The following is a 17523-nucleotide window of genomic DNA, read 5'->3' on the forward strand; positions in this document are numbered from 1 at the left end:
CGCCGGGGTGGCCGAAGACATGGCTGACGCCCCAGGCCCTGAGCCGGTCGAGCAGATGGTCGCCGACGGTCGCCTGCGTCATGACCGGTCGCCTCCGGTCGTCGACAGGGTCCCGGCCGCCGTGCGGAGGTCGGCGACGAGGCCCTCGTACGCGGACTTCCTGTCGGTGGCGCGCAGGACCGCGGAGGGGTGCACGGTCGCGAGCACCCGTGGTCCGTCCTCGGCGTCGGGCATCGGCCGGGGCACTCCGCGGTCGGTGCCCACGCGGAAGGAGGGACCGAGCAGGGAGCGGCCGGCCGTCGCTCCGAGGACGATCACCAACTCGGGCGAGACGAGCCGCAGTTCGGCCATCAGCCAGGGCCGGCAGGCGAGGGTCTCGCGCAGGCTGGGCGCTTTGTGGATGCGGCGCTTGCGGGTCTCGTCGCGGGTGAACTTGAAGTGCTTGACCGCGTTGGTGACGTACAGGCCGTCCTCGTCGATCCCCGCGTCCCGCAGGGCCCGGGAGAGCAGTCGTCCGGCGGGCCCGACGAAGGGCACGCCCTCGCGGTCCTCCTGGTCGCCGGGCTGCTCGCCGACCAGCATCACGCGCGCGTCCGTGCCGCCCGCCCCGAAGACCGTTCCGGTCGCGTCCCGGTAGAGGGGACAACCCCGGCAGCCCGCGGCGGCCCGCCGGTGCGCGGGCAGACCGCCGCGCGCGGGCAGATAGGGCGTGGCGTCGTACGGCGGTGGCGCGTCGGAGGGGTCCGCATCGGTCCGACGCGTGTCCGTCGGCGTCGCGGCGGGCGGCCTCGTGGCGGACGCCTCGGGCGCCGATCGGCCTGCGCTGCTGCCTGGCATCCTGTGCCTCCCCGGCAGGGGTGTGTCGTTCTCGTCTCTCCCAGCCGCTGCCCGTCGGCCGCGCGCCCAATCGTGCGGTCGTACGCGGTCGCCCCGCGTGTCCCCCACCGATCCGGGGCACACGGAAGGCGTGCGACTGAGGACGAGTGATCCGGTACGCCCGGGGTGGCGGCGTGTCCGTCACGGCCGTGGATTCCGCTACCTGGACGAGCGGGACCGGCCCCTCCCGCCGGCCGACCGGGAACGCGTGCGGGCCCTGGTGATTCCGCCCGCCTGGCGCGACGTGTGGATCTGCCCCTGGCCCAACGGACACATCCAGGCCGTCGGCACCGACGACGCGGGCCGCAGGCAGTACCTGTACCACGAGGAGTTCCGCGCCCGCCAGGAGCGCGCCAAGCACGCGCACGTACAGGAGGTGGCCGCCGCGCTGCCCGCGCTGCGCCGGGCCGTCGAGCGCGATCTCGCTCGGCGCGGGCTCTGCGAGGAACGGGTCCTCGCCTGCGCGGCGCGCCTGCTCGACCTGGGCTTCTTCCGCGTCGGCGGGGAACGCTACCGGCGCGGCAACGGCTCGTACGGTCTGACGACCCTCCTGCGGTCCCAGGTCCGCTGCTCGCGCGGCCGGGTCCACTTCGACTACCCGGCCAAGTCGGGCCGGCAGGTGACCACCGCCCTGGTCGACCCGTCGGTCCACCGGGTGGTCCGGTCCCTGCTGCACCGGGGCGGCGGCGGCCCGCAGCTCTTCGCCTACTGGCAGGGCGGGGCGTGGCACGAGGTGCACGCCGACGCCCTCAACGCCTATCTGCGGGACCGGTCGGGCGTCGACATCAGCGCCAAGGACTTCCGCACCTGGCACGCGACCGTCCTCGCCGCCGTCGCGCTCGCCGTGTCCGAGGAGGCGGCGGGCGAGTCAGCGACGGCGCGCCGGAGGGCGGTGCGGCGGGCGGTGCGCGAGGTGAGCGACTACCTGGGCAACACGCCGGCCGTCTGCCGGGGCTCGTACATCGCGCCCCGCGTCCTGGAACGGTACGCCGAGGGAGTCACCGTCGCCGAGGTCCTCGAACGTCTCGGTGAGCACGGCGTGTTCGGGCATCCGGCGACTCAGGGTGCCGTGGAGCGGGCCGTGCTCGACCTCCTGGACGAGTGACGCTCGCCGACGCGCACGCGGAATCCGCTGCGCGGCCGGGTCGGGATCCGGTGGATCGGGATCCGCAGGTCCTGCTCGGGCACGGTGAAACCGGTCCGCGCCAGCTCGCGCACCAGGGCGCCGAGCACGGCCACGGTGATGTCCTCGCCGGGGCAGCGGTGTCCGTCCCGTGGGCCGCCGCCCTGGGGGATCATCAGCCCTTGGTGGTGGGCGGACGCGCCGAGGAACCGTTCCGGCTGGAAGCGGTAGGGCTCGTCCCACAGGTCGGGGTCGTGGTCCTGCCCGTACACGTCGAGCAGCAGCATGGTGCCGTCCGGCAGCCGTTCGCCGTCGGGTCCGCGTCCGTCGGCGGTGAGGCCGCCGACGAACGGCACGAAGGGATAGAAGCGGCGCACCTCCTGGGCGAAGGCCCAGGCGTATCCGTTCGACGAGTCGTCCGCGAGGCGGGCGACCAGGTCGGGACCGCCGTCCGCGGCCGCCCGCGTCGCCCCGTGCAGGGCCTGGGCGGCGAAGATGACGAACCAGGCGACGGCGACCGTGGGGCGCACGATGTTCAGCAGTTCCACGGCCGCGGTCGGCGCGTCGAGGAGCGTGCCGTCGGCGTCCCGGTGCCGGACGACCGCCTGGAACGGGGTCGGGGGCGACGGCTCCGCCGGGTGCGCCCGCGCCTCCTCGACGGCGCGCGCGAGCCGCCGCTCCTGGCGGGCCCGCGCGCGGCGGGCCCGTAGGTGCCTGGGTCCGGGCCCCGCGAAGCCGTCGACCATCGCGACGCAGTCCCGCGCGAGCTCGCGCTCCGTCGCCTCGTCCGCCGGGGGCAGCCCGGCCCAGGCGCTCACGGCGCGCGCGAGGACGTACGCGGCCTCGTCGAAGAGGACCGTCTCGCGGCCCCGGCACCGCGCCATCGCCGTACGCCACTCCTCGCCCGCCAGATCGGCGAGCGCGCGGACGCCGCCCGGATCGGTCAGGGTGTCGAGGAACAGCTTCTTGCGTACGTGGTGGGCCGTTCCGTCCAGGGTGTGGACGGCGCCGCGGCCGAAGAGGGTGTCCAGGACGAAGCCGGGCAGGGCTCCGGTCCTGCGGACGTGCCGCTCGTCGTAGAAGAAGTCCACGTCTTCGGGGCCGTGCAGGATCCGTACCGGCCGGCCGAGCAGACGCGCCCGCACGGGAGCCCCGTCGTGGCGGCGGCGCAGGTCGGGAAGCCAGGTGTAGCCCTTCAGGAGGAGTGCGGCTGTGTTGTCGGGGGTCACGTGGGGACCGCCTTCGCTGGAGGGGACGGGCCCGTGGCTTCTGCCCGGGAACGTGGTGGGCAATCGCGGGGAACGTCGTGGTCCGGCGCGCGCGTTCTTCCCCGCGTACGGGGTAGTCGGCAGGTCCCCGCCCCTCGCCGGAACAGCGGCGGCATCCGTGGCGGCATGTGTGAGGAGGAAGCTCAATGAACCTCGTCGAAGGCCGCCACGCGGGTGCCCGCGCGACGCCGGCGGGCCCGCTCCCCGTACGGTTCACGGGGCTCGCGGCGAGTACGGGAGGTAGCGCGCCGGACCGGTCCGAAGGCCCGGACGCCGCGCGCGCACCGCACACGCCGAGCGCCCCGAGCGCCCCCGACGCACCGGGGACGGCGGACGATCCCGTGGCACAGGACCTGCCCCTGGACCACACCCAGGCCATTCTGGAGGTCACCAAGAAGGTCGCCGGTATCCTGAAGGCATCGGACTGCCCGTTCGCCCTGGTCGGCAGCGTCGCGGCCTACGCCTACGGAATCCCGGTCCGGCTCCAGCACGACACCGACTTCGCGGTCCGGCGCGAGGACGCCGACACCGTCGTGGGGCTGCTCCGCGACCACGGGATCGAGATCGTCGATCCGCCGGAGGACTGGCTGGTGAAGGCGCGCCGGGGCGGGGAGCAGATCGACCTGATCTTCGCCCTCGCGGGGCGGCCGGTCACCTCCGAGCTGCTCGAACGGGCGTGGACCCTGCCCGTGGACTCGGTGCACATGCCGGTCATCGACCCGACCGACCTCATGGTGGGGCGGCTCGCCGCGCTGTCCGAGCACCACTGCGACTACGGGAAGCTCCTGCCGGTCGCCCGTGGGCTGCGCGAGCGCGTCGCCTGGGACCGGGTACGCGAGGAGACCGGGGACAGGCCGATGGCCGCCGCCTTCCTGTACCTGCTGGAACTGCTCGACGTGATCCGCCCCGGCGAGGACTCCGGGGAAGAACCGTCGGATTGAGCGCGCGCGCTCCGGGCAGTGGCCCGAGGCGACGAAGGGAGAGGTCTATGCGGAGCCGGCGGCGGGAGACGGAAGGTCCTGGGACCGGTACCCCGACGACGGAAGGCCACGACAGGCGATGACGACGACGGAGACCTTCGGGGCGAGCGGACGGACCGTGGTGGTCAAACGGGCCGACAAGGAGATCTTCCCCGGCGACGGCATCACGAAGAAGGATCTGGCCGAGTACTACCGCAGCGTCGCCCGGCGCATGCTGCCCCACCTGCGCGGTCGCCCGCTGATGCTCGAACGGCATCCGGACGGGGTGGGCGGCCCCCGCTTCATGCAGAAGGACACGCCCGACCACTTCCCGGAGTGGATCCACCGCGCCGAACTGCCCAAGGAGGGCGGCACCGTCACGTACCCGGTCTGCGACGACGTGGCCACCCTGCTCTACCTCGCCGACCAGGCGTGCGTCACCCCGCACCGGTGGCTCTCCAGGGCCGACCGGCCGGACCGTCCCGACCGGCTGGTCTTCGACCTCGACCCGCCGGGGGACGACTTCGACCAGGTCAGGGAGGCGGCGGCACTCGTGCACGAGCTGCTCGACGAGCTGGAGCTCCCGACGGTCCTGATGACGACGGGCTCGCGCGGCCTGCACGTCGTGGTCGCCCTCGACCGCCGCGCCGGCTTCGACGAGGTCCGCGCGTTCGCCCGCGACGTCGCCGGGCTCCTCGCCGACCGGCACCCCGACCGGCTCACCACGGAGGCGCGCAAGCAGGCTCGCGGAGACCGTCTGTACCTCGACGTCCAGCGCAACGGCTACGGCCAGACCGCCGTCGCCCCCTACGCCGTACGGGCCCTGCCGGGCGCCCCCGTCGCGACCCCCGTGACCTGGGCCGAACTCGACGATCCGCGCCTCACCGCCCGCCGGTGGACCCTCGCCACGATCGGTGACCGCCTCGCGGAGGGCGACCCCTGGCGGGAGGCACCCCGCCGTGGCCGCTCCCTCACCGCGGCCCGCCGCAGGCTCGCGAAACTGACCTAGGGTCTGCCGCGAGGAGCGCGCTTCGGGGCAGGTGGGCGGGGCCCGCCCGTACGGCAGCCCGTGAGGTGGTCCGGATCTTCGTGGCTTCCGCCAGTGCGACGGCCCGCCCCCGTACGGCAAGACTGCCCGTCAGAAACCGCCCCCCGCATGGGAGATGGGGCCATGACCGAGGTCATGACGCGGTACACGGGAGGGGCAGCGGCGATGGGCACGCAGCAGTACGACGAGATCGGCGAGGCGTTCGAGGGGTTCAAGGCCCTGCCGATGGTGCGGTACGGGGAGGTGCCCAGCTTCCTGGGCATGGTCGGGGACGTGCGCGGGAAGTCCGTGCTCGACCTGGCCTCCGGCACGGGCTTCTACAGCAGGGAGTTCCGGCGGCGCGGCGCCGCCGACGTGCTCGGGGTCGAGATCTCCGGTGAGATGGTGTCCGTGGCACGGAGGCTGGAGGAGCGCGATCCGCTGGGCGTGCGCTACGAGGTGGGCGACGCGGCCGAACTGCGGCCGCTCGGCAAGCGTTTCGACGTCGCCGTGGCGGTCCAGCTGCTCAACTACGCGCAGGACATCGCCGCCATGGAGCGGATGTGCCGCAACGCGCACCGCAACATGGCGCCCGGCGCCGGGTTCTTCCTGTTCGTCCAGTCGCCCGACTACGACTTCGAAGGGCCGTCCCTGGCCAGGTACGGCTTCGTCACCGAGCTGACCGGGGAGGAGGCGGAGGCGGGGCCCCGGGTGCGGACCACCGCGCTGCTCGACCCGCCGGTCACGATCGTCAGCACCCTCCCGCGCCGCGAGGTCTACGAGAAGTGTCTGGAGGGGGCCGGCTTCCGTGAGCTGAGCTGGGTTCCGGTGGAGGTGTCCGAGGCCGGCGTGGAGGCCCTGGGCGCGGACTTCTGGGCGGACGCCCTCGCCAACCCGCCGCTGGAGATGCTGCGCTGCCGCGCCTGAACCGCGCGCGGGCCTCGACGGGAGCGCCGAAGGGGCCGGGTCCGTCGGCTGAAGGACCCGGCCCCCGCGGAGTGCGGTCGGTGACGGCTCAGACGCGGTCGGCCGCGATCAGGACGTACTGGAAGGAGCCGTCCTTGTAGGAGTTGATGAACGCCTCCTCGATGCCGGTGACCAGCGACGAGGTGGCGCGCAGCTCCCAGTACGGCAGGGTGTCCGGCGTCAGGTCGATGACGGCCTGGGGCACGAGGCGGTTGTCGGCCATCGCCCGCAGGTACTCGCGGCGGGAGTGGATGTTGCACTCGAAGTGGGCGTTGATCTGCGAGACCCACTTCGAGGGCTGGCCGTAACGGGGGTTCCAGCAGCCGGTGATGGTCACGTAACGGCCGCCGACCGCGAGGACGCGGGAGTGCTCGGCGAACAGGTCGTGCAGGTCGACGTACATGCTCGACTCGTTGTTCCACGAGCCCGCGGCCTGACCCGTCTCGAACGGCATGTCGAGCATGTTGCATACCTGGGAGTGGACGTGGGCGTCGATGCCGAGGTCCTTGGCGCGCTGGTTGCCGAAGTCGGCCTGCTTGGCGGAGAGGGTGACGCCCTCGACCTTGCAGCCGAAGCGCTGGTGGGCCATGACCATCGAACCGCCGCGGCCGCAGCCGGCGTCCACGAGGGTGTCGTCACGCCCGATGGTCCCCAGGTGGTCCAGGAGGACCTCGGCCTGCGCGGACTCCAGGCGGTGCAGCTCGGCGATCAGCTTCTTCTCGTACTCGCTGTCCTCGGTGTCCCCGAGGGCCGCGTGGTCGACGTCGCCGATCCCGTAGTGGTGGTGGTAGAGCCCGTCGACATCACCCAGGCGCAGGTTCACCGGCCTGGCCTCGGCGTTCCAGTAGCGGGCGATGTCCCCCTGGTACGGGGTCGCCGGCGAGGGGACGAAGGCGGAGGTGTCGTTGACGGTGGTGTACTCGGTGCTGGTCACAGATAAATCCATTTCTTACCAGAAATCGGGCAGGCTGTAGCGATAGGTGTTGGTCTGGTGCCAGTAGTGGTTGCCGTCGACCCATACGGCCACTCCGCGCAGGAAGCGCAGCACGGTCGGTACGGGGCAGGCGGCGGCGAGGTCGGCGGCGGCGGCTTCGAAGTCGCGCATGAGGTCGTTGTGGACCTCGACGGCCTTCAGATAGCCCTCCTTGTCGGAGACGCCCTCGCGTTCGGCGATCACCACGGGGAGGTTCAGGTGCTTGCCGGGACTGGCGAGTTCCTTCGTGTACGAGTAGAGGTCGTTCACGATGGTGGTGGCGTTCCCGGCGAGTGCGAGGACCCGCTGCATGGCCGGCTGGGCGTGCAGGTCCGCCGGGAGCTCGTAGCCGCCGACGGTGTCCGTGATGGTGGGGCAGGGGCGGAAGTTGTTGAACTGCCGCATCGCCAGGTACTCCCAGACCTCCGGGACGTGGTCCGTCTCCGACCAGGCGGCCTCGGCGAGGTACCCCAGGTGCAGTCGGGCCATGTCGTGCCGGAACCGGTCGGCCTGGGAGGGGGTGGACTGCCGGACGAAGTAGTCCATGGCGGAGCGGTAGGCGCGCCGCGGGGCGTCCGCGGACAGCGACTCCGCCCACGCCGGCTGGTACTCCCTCGTCGTGTGCAGGGGGTCGAGCGCGGTGTGCGCGAGGAGCAGGCGGCCGCCGAGTCCGATGGGCGAACCGCCGTGGTCCTCGCAGTAGCAGTCGTCGACGGCGTTCTCGGCGACCATCAGGCGGGTGGCGACCATCAGGTGCTCGATGCTCGGGGCGTCCGGGTGGCAGGCGACCATGTAGCGCCCGACGGAGAAGCCGTCGAACTCGCCCTCCCAGTCGTCGGGGTAGAGCTGGACCTCGTCCAGGGCCCAGGACTTGATCCGGCGGCTGACCTCGTCCACCCGTACCGGGTCGGGTTCCGGTACGGGGTGGAAGTAGAGGCCGGGAATCGGTCGCCCCCGCACCGGCGCCTCGGGGGCCGGAGGCTCCGGCGCCTCCGGGCGCGGTGCCAGGGACAGGCTGGTCGTGCCGAGTCCGCTGGGGCCGCCCAGGATCCACCCCGGGTCGGAGTGACCGGCGGCTGCGGGCAGGCTCGACTGCAGAGGGGAAGGCCCGGGTTCGGGCATCCGTGACTCCTTGGTGAGGGATGGACTGGGCGCCGGACAGGCCCTAGTCGCGCCTGCGGGCGATCTGCACGTTCTCCAGGACGCCGAGCGCGTTGGGCACGAGGATGGCGGCGGAGTAGTACGTGGTGACGAGGTACGACATGATCGCCTGCTCGCTGATGCCCATGAAGCGCACCGAGAGGCCCGGCTCGTACTCCTCGGGCAGCCCGGTCTGGCGCAGGCCGATGACGCCCTGGTTGTCCTCGCCGAGACGCATGGCGAGGATCGAGCTGGTGTTCTCCTTGCTGATGGGGATCTTGTTGCAGGGCAGGATCGGGACGCCCCGCCAGCCCAGCACGCGGTGCCCGTCGAGCTCGACGGTGTCCGGGTAGAGCCCGTGGGCGTTCCACTCGCGCCCGATCGCCGCGATCGTCCGCGGGTGGGCGAGGAAGAGCTTGGTGCCGCGGCGGCGGCAGAGGAGCTCGTCGAGGTCGTCCGGGGTGGGCGGGCCGGAATGCGTCTGGATGCGCTGCTTGAAGTCGGCGTTGTGGAGCAGGCCGAACTCCCGGTTGTTGATGAGCTCGTGCTCCTGGCGCTCGCGGAGCGCCTCGATCGTCAGCCTGAGCTGCTCCTCGGTCTGGTTCATCGGGCCGTTGTAGAGGTCGGCGACCCTGGTGTGGACCCGCAGCACGGTCTGCGCGACGGAGAGTTCGTACTCGCGCGGCTTGAGTTCGTAGTCGACGAAGGCGCCGGGCAGCTCGACCTCGCCGGTGTGGCCGGCCGACATCGCGATCTCAGCCTCGCCGTGCCGGTTCTGCCGCTGCAGCGGGAGCGCGCTGAACTCGTGGATGTGGGCCTGGAGGGCCGGTGCCGAGTTCATGACGGCGGCGAACTCGGCGCGGGAGAGGGTGAGCAGCGTGCCCGAGGTCTCGGCGGTGGCGGTGTAGTCCCATCGGGCGTCGGCGTCCAGAAGGGCGTTCTCACCGAACCGGTCGCCGTCGGCGAGCACCGCCACGGCCACCTCGTCCCCGTACTTGCCCACGGAGGTCTGGTTGATCCGGCCGTGCGCGATCAGGTGGATCTGCTCGGCGGGCTCGCCTCGCACGACCAGGACCTCGCCGGCGCTGAAGTCGCGCTGGACGCATCGCCCGGCGAGGGCGTTCAGCACCTCCTCGTCCTCGAAGCCGCGCAGCAGGGCGAGTTCGCCGAGCTCGCGCGGGATCACCCGGACGTGTGCACCGTCCTGGACGAACTCGATGTGCCCGTCACCGACGGTGTAGCTCAGCCGGCGGTTGACGCGGTAGGCGCCGCCCTTGGTCTCCACCCAGGGGAGCATCCGCAGCAGCCAGCGGGAGCTGATCTCCTGCATCTGCGGGGCGGACTTGGTCGTGGTGGCGAGGTTCCGGGCGGCGGCGGTGCTGAGGCTGGACTGCTTCGGCGTATCGGGCTGTACGTCGGGGCTGATGTCGACGGTCATGGGTCTTGCTCACCTTCGCAGGGGGGTGGTGACCGGCGACGCACGGGTGCGCCGGTCAGTGAAGAGGAGAAAGGGAGGGAACGAAAGGAGGTGGAGGGATCACCCTCTGGGATCCGTCCGGATCCGGGGGGAACAGTAATGGCCGGTCCGCCGGGCATGCCGCATCAGATCGGGGGCATTAGCTCGAAACGGCGATCTTGCTGCAGGTGAGGTTTAACCATGCGAACGGCGACATTCGGACGCCGTGGCCGACGGGCCGCGCCCTGCGGCGCCATGCTCGGGTCCGCACCACCGGGGCGCCACTTCAGTTGACCCCATAGAGGGTAAAACGGTCAATCCTGCGAGATATATTACTAATCGGGATAGATTCGGCTTCCAGCCCACCGAGAGGCAGGACATGCCGAACGCCGACACCCGTACGGACACCTCCGCCACGGGATCCCCGCCCACGGCCAAGCTGACGCTCGTCACACTGACCGCGATGGTCGTCGGGTCCATGGTGGGAGCCGGCGTCTTCTCGCTCCCCCGGCGCTTCGCCCAGGAGACCGGTGTCGCGGGCGCGCTGATCGCCTGGGCCATCGCCGGGTGCGGCATGCTGATGCTCGCGTTCGTCTTCCAGACGCTCGCGATGCGCCGGCCCGACCTGGACGCCGGCGTCTACGCGTACGCGAAGGCCGGTTTCGGCGAGTACCTGGGCTTCTTCTCGGCCTTCGGCTACTGGGCCAGCGCCTGCGTGGGCAACGTGACCTACTGGGTGCTCATCATGTCGACGATCGGCGCCATCGCACCGGCGCTCGGCGAGGGCGACACCGCCCTCGCCATCATCCTGTCCTCGGCCGGACTGTGGGGGTTCTTCCTGCTCATCCGGCGGGGGGTGAAGGAGGCCGCCGCGATCAACCGGATCGTGACCGTGGCCAAGGTCGTCCCCATCATCGTCTTCGTCATCATCGCGCTGTTCTACTTCGAGCCGTCCGTCTTCGCCGACAACTTCGGCGGCGCGGACTACGCGGGCTCGCTCTTCGACCAGGTCCGCGGCACCATGCTCGCCACCGTCTTCGTCTTCCTCGGCGTCGAGGGCGCCAGCGTGTACTCACGACACGCCAAGCGCCGCGAGGACGTGGGCCGGGCGACCGTGCTCGGCTTCCTCAGCGTGTTCTCCGTCTTCGCCTCGGTGACCATCGTGTCGTACGGCATCATGCCGATGAGCGAGATCGCGGAGCTGCGCCAGCCCTCCATGGCGGGCGTCCTGGAGGCCGCCGTCGGCACCTGGGGCCAGGTCTTCGTCAGCGTCGGCCTCATCGTCTCCGTCCTCGGCGCCTATCTCGCCTGGACCCTCATGGCCGCCGAGGTGCTCTTCGTGGCGGCCAAGGACAAGGACATGCCCCGCTTCCTGGGGCGCTCCAGCGGTGACGACGTGCCCGTCCCCGCCCTGCTGATGACGACGTCCCTGAGTCAGGTCGTCCTGGTCGTCACCGCCTTCTCGGACGACGCGTTCAACTTCGCCCTGGACCTGACCAGCTCGCTCAGCCTGATCCCGTTCCTCCTGGCCGCCGCGTTCGCCGTGAAGATCGCTCTGAGACCCCGGCAGGAGGGGGTGACGGGGACCAGTACCCGGCGGGAGCTGGTCGTGGGCGTCCTCGCCACGGTGTACACGGCGTTCCTGCTGTTCGCGGCCGGGTTCAAGTTCGTCCTCGTCTCCTTCATCGTCTACGCCCCCGCGACCTACCTCTTCGTCAAGGCCAGGCGCGAGCAGGGCAGACAGCTCTTCTCCCCGCGCGAACTGGTGATCCTCGCCGTCTCGGTCGCCGGCGCCGTCCTGGGGATCGCGGCCCTCGCGGCCGGCTGGATCAGCCTCTGAGCCACCTGCGCCACTCCCGGCCGCCTCCCCCGCTCCCCCGTACCGAAAGGCCCCGCATGACCAGCAACGACGCTTCCGCCACGCCGGCGCTCGGCGTGTACTCCGAGGTCGGACGGCTCCGCAAGGTCCTCGTCTGCTCGCCGGGGCTCGCCCACCGGCGGCTGACCCCGACGAACTCGGACGACCTGCTCTTCGACGACGTGATGTGGGTGGAGAACGCCCAGCGCGACCACGCCGACTTCGTCGACGAGCTGACCCGGCGGGGCGTCGAGGTCGTGGAGCTCCACCGGCTGCTCGCCGAGACCATGGCGATCCCAGAGGCCAAAGCCTGGCTCCTCGACCGCAAGATCGTCGCCAACGAGGTCGGCCTGGGGCTGATCGACGACACCCGTGCCTTCCTCGACTCCCTCGCGCCGCGCGAGCTGGCCGAGTACCTCGTCGGCGGCCTGTCCACGGCCGACCTGCCCGACGCGTTCCGCTCCGGCTACGTCTCCCTCGCACGCGAGGCCACCGGGGCCCGCGAGTACCTGATGCCGCCGCTGCCGAACACGCTCTACACCCGCGACACCACCTGCTGGCTGTACGGCGGGGTGACCCTCAATCCGCTGTACTGGCCCGCCCGGCACGGCGAGACCCTGCTCATGAAGGCCGTCTACACCTTCCACCCCGACTACAAGGACGCCACCGTCTGGTGGGGCGACCCCGAACAGGACTGGGGCCAGGCCACCTTCGAGGGCGGCGACATCATGCCCGTGGGCAACGGCGTCGTCCTCATGGGCATGAGCGAGCGCACCTCCCGCCAGGCCATCACCCAGGTCGCGGCCTCACTCTTCCGCAGCGGTGCCGCCGAACACGTCATCGTCGCCGGCATGCCGAAGCTGCGCTCCGCCATGCACCTGGACACGGTCTTCACCTTCGCCGACCGCGACATCGTCACGCTCTACCCGAAGATCATGGACGCGGTCCACACCTTCTCCCTGCGCCCCGGCGACAAGGCACCCGGTGTCGAGATCACCGACGAGGGCGACACCCGCTTCGTCGACGTGGTCGCCAAGGGCCTCGGGCTTCCCCAGCTCCGGGTGATCGAGACCGGCGGGGACGTGTACGCCTCCGAACGGCAGCAGTGGGACAGCGGCAACAACGCCGTGGCCCTCGAACCCGCCGTCGTCTTCACGTACGACCGCAACACCCAGACCAACACGCTGCTGCGCGAGGCCGGTGTCGAGGTCATCACCATCGTCGGTGCCGAACTCGGCCGGGGGCGCGGCGGCGGCCACTGCATGACCTGCCCGCTGATCCGCGACGCGGTCGCGTTCTGAGCGACGCCTCTCGCACGTCTCTCGCACGTCTCTCGCGCCTACGGAACCGGCCACCCCCTGGGAGGGGTGGCCGGTTCGGCGTCGCGGTCGGCCGGATCAGTCCGTGGCGCCGGGGCCCGCGAGCTGTTCGGCGAGTTCCCGTTCGCTCTCCTCGGAGAGCGAGGTCGTGAGCACGGTCCCGCCGAACGGCTCCAGAGCCGCGGCGAACTTGTCCTCGGTGACCTTCGAAGCCATGATCACGACCGCCGACGAGCCCGGTTCCAGCAGCGAACGGACCTTGTCCCGGAACTTGTTGTCGACGCCCATCTGGTTCAGCTTGCCGATGAGCCCTCCGACGGCGGCACCCACGACGCCGATCCCCGGCGTGAGGACGATCATGCCGAAGACCATCCCCCAGAGGGCTCCGGCGGTGGCCGAGAGGGCCACCTGTCCCTCTCTCCTGGCCGGGGTGTCCACGTGCGTCTCGCCGTCGGCGTCCACGGTGACGACGGCGATGCCGGTCAGTTCGACCACATGGCTTCGTTCGAGCTCCTGGACCGTGGCGAAGGCCCGGTTCGCGACGGCGCGGTCGTCGTATCCGAGCACGATGAGTTCGGACATCTCGCTCTCCTCCTGTGTCAGTACCGCTGCGCCTTGACGAGCTTGGCGGTGAGAACCGGCTCGGTGGGCTGTCTGCTGATGACCAACGGCTGTGCGCGCTCGCCCGGTTCGAGGTCCTCGGCACCGGCGAACTGGGTCTCGACGACCTTGCCCGACGAGTCGAGGAAGTCGACCTGCGCGGCGTAGGAGGCCTCCTCGTCCGTCTTGTTGGTGATGGTGAGGAGGACGGTCAGGAAGCCTGCCGTGTCCGCCCTGGGCTTGCCGGTCATCGCGACCTCGCCCAGCGCGTTGCCGCGGCCCTCGACGCCCTTCAGGGCATCCTCGGCCGCCTGGCGCGAACGCTCGATCTCGGTCCCGATGGACGCCTTGCGGGACGCCTCCCTGGCGGACGCGGAGGCCGCAGCCGACGAGGCGGACGCGCGCGCGGACTCGACGGCCGCCGCGGCCGACGAGGCGAGCGCGGAGGGCGGTTCGCCCGAGAAGCCGGCCGTGTCGGGGGCCGTGGGACGTGGGCTGAGGGCGGGGGCGCCGGTGTCGTCGTTCCCGGTGTCACAGGACACGAGGCCGACCGCGCCGAGGGCGGTGACGACGACGGCGGCCGCCGCGCTCATCGCCCGGGCGCGGGCCGACCGCCGCGCGCCCACCGATGTGGAGTTCACAGGATGCGTCCTCTTCTCGTCTTCTTCTCGTCGTCTTCTCGTCGTCTTCTCGTCTTTCCGGCCGCGGTGGCTCAGTAGCGCAGGACGCCGGCGATGCGGTCCATGTCGAGCAGGGTGTCGTCCCGTACGAACTGGACCTCGGCCCCGGTGTCGAGGGCCCGCTCGACGATCTCGTCGACCATGTCGTCCCGTGCCTCGGCCTCGGAGGGCTCCGCGGGTTCGAGATGGCCGCCGTGGTCGCGTACGACGGTCCGGTAGTGGTCCTCGACGGCGAGCAGCCGGATCCGGCCCTCCTTCACGGCCTGCCACACCTCGTCGATCCCGCCGGCGAACTCGCGCCGGCCGCGGGCGGCGTCGAGCTCGGCCACGACCGTGGTCGCCGCCGCGGCCTCACGGGCGGTACGGGCGGGCTCGACGGCCTCCCACACCGCAGGCGCGGGTCCCCGCGCGAGCCCGCCGCGGCGGACGGGTGTCGTGCCGGGCAGGAGCGGTCCCGTGTCTTCGAGGAGCGCGAGGGCCGCGGGTGCCCCGACCACGTACAGCGGCCGTGGCCGGGAGGCGAGGACCGCGCGCAGCGCCTGGTGCGCCTCGCGCAGGAAACGGCGGGTGGCCTCGTCCTGATAGGTGCTGGGGAGGTCTCCGACGCGTTCCTCGCGTTCGGCGTCCGGGTCGTCGAGGTCGCGGGTGAACGGGAAGCCGTCTCCGGTGTGTTCGGTGACCCGCTCGGGGCCGCCGCTCCACAGGGAGACCCGGTCGGCCGCCACCGTGAGGGTCCAGGAGGGCTGTTCGGCAGCGCGGGCGGCGACGAGGTTCCGGGTGAGGAAGGTGTCGGCGAGGACGACGCGTTCGGGCACGGTTCTCGCCACCGACCACACGTGGTGCTCCCCCGGGGCGACGAAGATCACCAGGCCGTCCTCGGCGTGCGCGAGGTCGATCTCGGCCACCGCCCGGCGCAGCTGGTCCAGGACGTCGGCGCGCCGCTCGCGGGTCACCGCCGGATCGTCGTGGATCGCCTTCTCGGCCGCGGCCACGAGGTTGCGCAGGCGTACGGGGTCCTGGGCGTTCTCCGGTTCGCGGCGGTGCGTGGGCATGAGGAGGGACACGGCGGGATAGGGGCGGGGCTGTCGCAGCTTCGCGAGCACGTCACTGCTGAGGACGGGGTCCATGGGGGAGCCTTCCTTGCGGGTTCCGGCGGGGTTCACGGGGCGGTTCAGCAGCGCGGCCGGTCACCGGGGACCGGCGAGCTGGTCGGTCAGTTCCTTCTCGTCCTCGTCGCTGAGCGAGGTCTTGAGGACGGTGCCCCCGTGCGGCCGCATGGCCACGGTGAACTTGTCGTCGGTGATCTTCGAGGCCATGATCACGACGGCGGCCGATCCGGGCTTGAGGAGGTCCTCCACCTGCCGGCGGAACTGTTCGTCGACTCCGGACTTGCTCAGCTTGCCGACGAGTCCGCCGAGGGCGGCTCCGGTGAGGAGCCCCACGCCAGGCAGCAGGAAGAGGATGCCGAAGATCGCTCCCCACAGGGCCCCGGAGGCGGCGGAGACGCCGACGATCCGGCTGCTGGTGTCGACGTGGGTCCCGCCTTCGGCGTCCACGGAGACGACGGCGAGGCCGTTCAGGTGCACCACGTAGTCCCGTTGCAGATCCTGGACCGTGGCGAAGGCCTGCCCGGCCACCGCAGGGTCGTCGTATCCGATGACGATGAGCTCGGACATTCCCGCCTCCTGTCGCGGCGGCGGCGCGCCGGACGTTCGTTTCGGCCCTCTGGGGGAGAGACCCGTACGACCTCTCCAGGGTCACAAAATGCAATCTTGTCCCGATATGTGCACCATCGCGACTCGATGGCACCCTCAACGGACGGGCGTGCAGAGAGGTCCCGGCGACTGGCCCGCACGGGCGGTCGGCGGCGGGCCGCGGAGTGTTCCGCCGGGCGGACGGCGGCGCCCCGGACATAGTGCGGGCATGGCACACACCCCCCTCACCGCGCGCACGCGTACGCGTGCGCGCTCCCGCAGGGCCCTCCTCTGCGCCGCGCTCCTCGCACTCACCGTCCAGACGGCAGCCGTCGCACCGGCGCTCGCCGACGGGCCCGGCGGCCACGGTGGATCCGACTGCGTACGGACCGAGGGTCCGCCCACCGGCGAGGCCCGCCGGATCCTGGACATCACCCGCAAGGCCAAGAAGGACCTCCGGCTGAAGGCCGTACAGCTGCGGGTCACCGTCGACGGACGCGAGGTCGTCACCGACGCGCTCGGCGAGTCGATGACCGGCGTACCGGCCGAGCCCGACATGCACTTCCGCGCGGGATCGGTGGCCTTCGCGCACATCGGCACGGCCCTGCTCCGGCTCGTCGAACAGCGGCGGGTCCGGCTCGACGACACCGTCGAGCGCTGGTTGCCCGACCTGCCCAAGGCCGACAGGATCACCCTGCGCATGCTGGCGAGCAACACCTCCGGCCTGCACGACTACGTCACGGATCCCGCGTTCGGGAAGGAACTGGAGGCGAGCCCCTTCCGCGCATGGACCCCCCGGCAGCTGCTCGCGTACCCGCTCCGCCACTCGTTCTGGTACGAGCCGGGCACCAGCTGGAGCTACTCCCACGGCAACTACCTGCTCCTGATCGCCGCGCTCGAGAAGATCACCGGCATGCGGATCGACGCGCTCATGAAGGAGCAGGTCACGGGTCCGCTGGAGCTGCGGAACACCCGGAGCGACCTCACCCCCGACATCCCGCGTCCGACGCTGCACGCCTTCACCTCCGACCGCGGCCTCTACGAGGAGTCCACCTTCTGGAACCCGTCGTGGACCACCGCCCCCGGCGCGGTCATCACCACCCACATCTGTGACCTGGCCCGTTCGGCGCGGGCCATCGGGAGCGGCGAGCTGCTCTCCCCCCGCTCGTACCGCACGCTGCTCGACCCCGGCACGGTCGGGCTCGGGGGCGGGACCGCGAGGTGTCCCGCCACGATCTGCCTGAAGCAGACCGAGGCCAAGCACTTCGGTCTCGGCGTCATCGTGATCAACGGGTGGGTCCTGCAGAACCCGTCGTTCTCCGGGTACGCGGCCATCCAGGCGTACCTTCCGTCCAGGCGTCTCGCCCTCGCGGTCTCCACGACCAAGACGGCGACCACGCCCGACGGCAACACGGCCGAGGAGGTCGCCGAGCGCATCGCCGCCGCGCTCGCCCCGGAGGCCCCGCTGGCGATCTCCTGACGCGCGGGCAGGGGCCTCACAGGGTGCCGGGGGCCGCTGTGTGACCGGTGTTACGGACCATGATCGGCCTGGTTGACACGGGTGTAACGGGCGTTTCGTACGGT

Annotated in this window: 15 protein-coding genes and 1 pseudogene; 7 read left to right on the forward strand and 9 right to left on the reverse strand. The window is 71.5% G+C overall.

What is annotated here, in order from left to right:
* Window positions 1–78: 78 nt before the first annotated feature.
* Window positions 79–837, reverse strand: coding sequence for a UdgX family uracil-DNA binding protein (locus ACIA8N_RS22810; RefSeq protein ID WP_365779046.1), 759 nt, complete (start codon window positions 835–837; stop codon window positions 79–81).
* 130 nt (window positions 838–967) lie between these two features.
* On the opposite strand from ACIA8N_RS22810, the gene ACIA8N_RS22815 reads away from it, so the two are divergent.
* Window positions 968–1981, forward strand: a complete 1014-nt coding sequence (locus ACIA8N_RS22815) for a DNA topoisomerase IB (protein WP_365779048.1) — start codon at window positions 968–970, stop codon at window positions 1979–1981.
* Here ACIA8N_RS22815 and ACIA8N_RS22820 read toward each other — a convergent pair.
* On the reverse strand, window positions 1936–3228 hold the full coding sequence (locus tag ACIA8N_RS22820) for a cytochrome P450 (protein ID WP_365779050.1): 1293 nt from the start codon (window positions 3226–3228) through the stop codon (window positions 1936–1938). The two genes, ACIA8N_RS22815 and ACIA8N_RS22820, sit on opposite strands and share 46 nt — an antisense overlap.
* A 185-nt stretch (window positions 3229–3413) precedes the next feature.
* On the opposite strand from ACIA8N_RS22820, the gene ACIA8N_RS22825 reads away from it, so the two are divergent.
* From ACIA8N_RS22825 to ACIA8N_RS22835, 3 genes are all read left to right on the forward strand, one after another.
* The gene (locus ACIA8N_RS22825; protein ID WP_365779052.1) at window positions 3414–4208 is read left to right on the forward strand and encodes a nucleotidyltransferase family protein; all 795 of its coding nucleotides are present in this window, start codon (window positions 3414–3416) and stop codon (window positions 4206–4208) included.
* Window positions 4209–4326: 118 nt separating this feature from the next.
* Window positions 4327–5235 carry a non-homologous end-joining DNA ligase gene (ligD, locus tag ACIA8N_RS22830; RefSeq protein ID WP_365779054.1) on the forward strand — a complete coding sequence of 303 codons (909 nt, stop codon included), beginning with the start codon at window positions 4327–4329 and terminating at the stop codon, window positions 5233–5235.
* A 204-nt stretch (window positions 5236–5439) separates the two neighbouring features.
* Window positions 5440–6180: a class I SAM-dependent methyltransferase gene (locus ACIA8N_RS22835; RefSeq protein WP_365779215.1), complete on the forward strand. Its 741-nt coding sequence runs from the start codon at window positions 5440–5442 to the stop codon at window positions 6178–6180.
* Between the two features lie 88 nt (window positions 6181–6268).
* On the opposite strand, the gene ACIA8N_RS22840 is transcribed toward ACIA8N_RS22835, so the two are convergent.
* From ACIA8N_RS22840 to ACIA8N_RS22850, 3 genes and pseudogenes are all read right to left on the reverse strand, one after another.
* Entirely contained in the window at window positions 6269–7165 is an 897-nt protein-coding gene (locus tag ACIA8N_RS22840) for a geranyl diphosphate 2-C-methyltransferase (protein ID WP_030545350.1), read from the reverse strand.
* Window positions 7166–7168: 3 nt separating this feature from the next.
* A pseudogene (locus tag ACIA8N_RS22845) lies at window positions 7169–8233 on the reverse strand (family 2 encapsulin nanocompartment cargo protein terpene cyclase); the annotation flags it as partial.
* A gap of 124 nt (window positions 8234–8357) precedes the next feature.
* Window positions 8358–9770 (reverse strand): family 2B encapsulin nanocompartment shell protein, encoded by a 1413-nt coding sequence (locus ACIA8N_RS22850; protein WP_365779057.1) that lies wholly within the window; start codon window positions 9768–9770, stop codon window positions 8358–8360.
* 397 nt (window positions 9771–10167) lie between these two features.
* Here ACIA8N_RS22850 and ACIA8N_RS22855 point away from each other — a divergent pair, with 397 nt between their 5' ends.
* Window positions 10168–11628, forward strand: coding sequence for a basic amino acid/polyamine antiporter (locus tag ACIA8N_RS22855; RefSeq protein ID WP_365779059.1), 1461 nt, complete (start codon window positions 10168–10170; stop codon window positions 11626–11628).
* A gap of 56 nt (window positions 11629–11684) precedes the next feature.
* Window positions 11685–12947 (forward strand): arginine deiminase, encoded by a 1263-nt coding sequence (locus ACIA8N_RS22860; RefSeq protein WP_365779061.1) that lies wholly within the window; start codon window positions 11685–11687, stop codon window positions 12945–12947.
* A gap of 96 nt (window positions 12948–13043) precedes the next feature.
* Here the strand turns inward: ACIA8N_RS22860 and ACIA8N_RS22865 are convergent, their stop codons facing one another.
* From ACIA8N_RS22865 to ACIA8N_RS22880, 4 genes are all read right to left on the reverse strand, one after another.
* Window positions 13044–13547, reverse strand: a complete 504-nt coding sequence (locus ACIA8N_RS22865; protein ID WP_365779062.1) for a DUF1269 domain-containing protein — start codon at window positions 13545–13547, stop codon at window positions 13044–13046.
* A gap of 17 nt (window positions 13548–13564) precedes the next feature.
* Entirely contained in the window at window positions 13565–14158 is a 594-nt protein-coding gene (locus tag ACIA8N_RS22870) for an FxLYD domain-containing protein (protein WP_365779217.1), read from the reverse strand.
* Between the two features lie 119 nt (window positions 14159–14277).
* Window positions 14278–15372, reverse strand: coding sequence for a chemotaxis protein (locus ACIA8N_RS22875; RefSeq protein WP_365779063.1), 1095 nt, complete (start codon window positions 15370–15372; stop codon window positions 14278–14280).
* Window positions 15373–15432: 60 nt separating this feature from the next.
* On the reverse strand, window positions 15433–15921 hold the full coding sequence (locus tag ACIA8N_RS22880) for a DUF1269 domain-containing protein (protein ID WP_365779064.1): 489 nt from the start codon (window positions 15919–15921) through the stop codon (window positions 15433–15435).
* 247 nt (window positions 15922–16168) lie between these two features.
* On the opposite strand from ACIA8N_RS22880, the gene ACIA8N_RS22885 reads away from it, so the two are divergent.
* Window positions 16169–17419: a serine hydrolase domain-containing protein gene (locus ACIA8N_RS22885; protein WP_399416761.1), complete on the forward strand. Its 1251-nt coding sequence runs from the start codon at window positions 16169–16171 to the stop codon at window positions 17417–17419.
* Window positions 17420–17523 lie beyond the last annotated feature (104 nt).

Source organism: Streptomyces sp. NPDC051822 (assembly GCF_044452745.1).
Lineage (GTDB): Bacteria > Actinomycetota > Actinomycetes > Streptomycetales > Streptomycetaceae > Streptomyces.

Coding starts and splice junctions, on each gene's coding strand:
- ACIA8N_RS22810 (WP_365779046.1), bottom strand. CDS start 837: ATGCCAGGCAGCAGCGCAGGCCGATCGGCGCCCGAGGCGTCCGCCACG.
- ACIA8N_RS22825 (WP_365779052.1), top strand. CDS start 3,414: ATGAACCTCGTCGAAGGCCGCCACGCGGGTGCCCGCGCGACGCCGGCG.
- ligD (WP_365779054.1), top strand. CDS start 4,327: ATGACGACGACGGAGACCTTCGGGGCGAGCGGACGGACCGTGGTGGTC.
- ACIA8N_RS22835 (WP_365779215.1), top strand. CDS start 5,440: ATGGGCACGCAGCAGTACGACGAGATCGGCGAGGCGTTCGAGGGGTTC.
- ACIA8N_RS22840 (WP_030545350.1), bottom strand. CDS start 7,165: ATGGATTTATCTGTGACCAGCACCGAGTACACCACCGTCAACGACACC.
- ACIA8N_RS22850 (WP_365779057.1), bottom strand. CDS start 9,770: ATGACCGTCGACATCAGCCCCGACGTACAGCCCGATACGCCGAAGCAG.
- ACIA8N_RS22855 (WP_365779059.1), top strand. CDS start 10,168: ATGCCGAACGCCGACACCCGTACGGACACCTCCGCCACGGGATCCCCG.
- ACIA8N_RS22860 (WP_365779061.1), top strand. CDS start 11,685: ATGACCAGCAACGACGCTTCCGCCACGCCGGCGCTCGGCGTGTACTCC.
- ACIA8N_RS22865 (WP_365779062.1), bottom strand. CDS start 13,547: ATGTCCGAACTCATCGTGCTCGGATACGACGACCGCGCCGTCGCGAAC.
- ACIA8N_RS22870 (WP_365779217.1), bottom strand. CDS start 14,158: ATGAGCGCGGCGGCCGCCGTCGTCGTCACCGCCCTCGGCGCGGTCGGC.
- ACIA8N_RS22875 (WP_365779063.1), bottom strand. CDS start 15,372: ATGGACCCCGTCCTCAGCAGTGACGTGCTCGCGAAGCTGCGACAGCCC.
- ACIA8N_RS22880 (WP_365779064.1), bottom strand. CDS start 15,921: ATGTCCGAGCTCATCGTCATCGGATACGACGACCCTGCGGTGGCCGGG.
- ACIA8N_RS22885 (WP_399416761.1), top strand. CDS start 16,169: ATGGCACACACCCCCCTCACCGCGCGCACGCGTACGCGTGCGCGCTCC.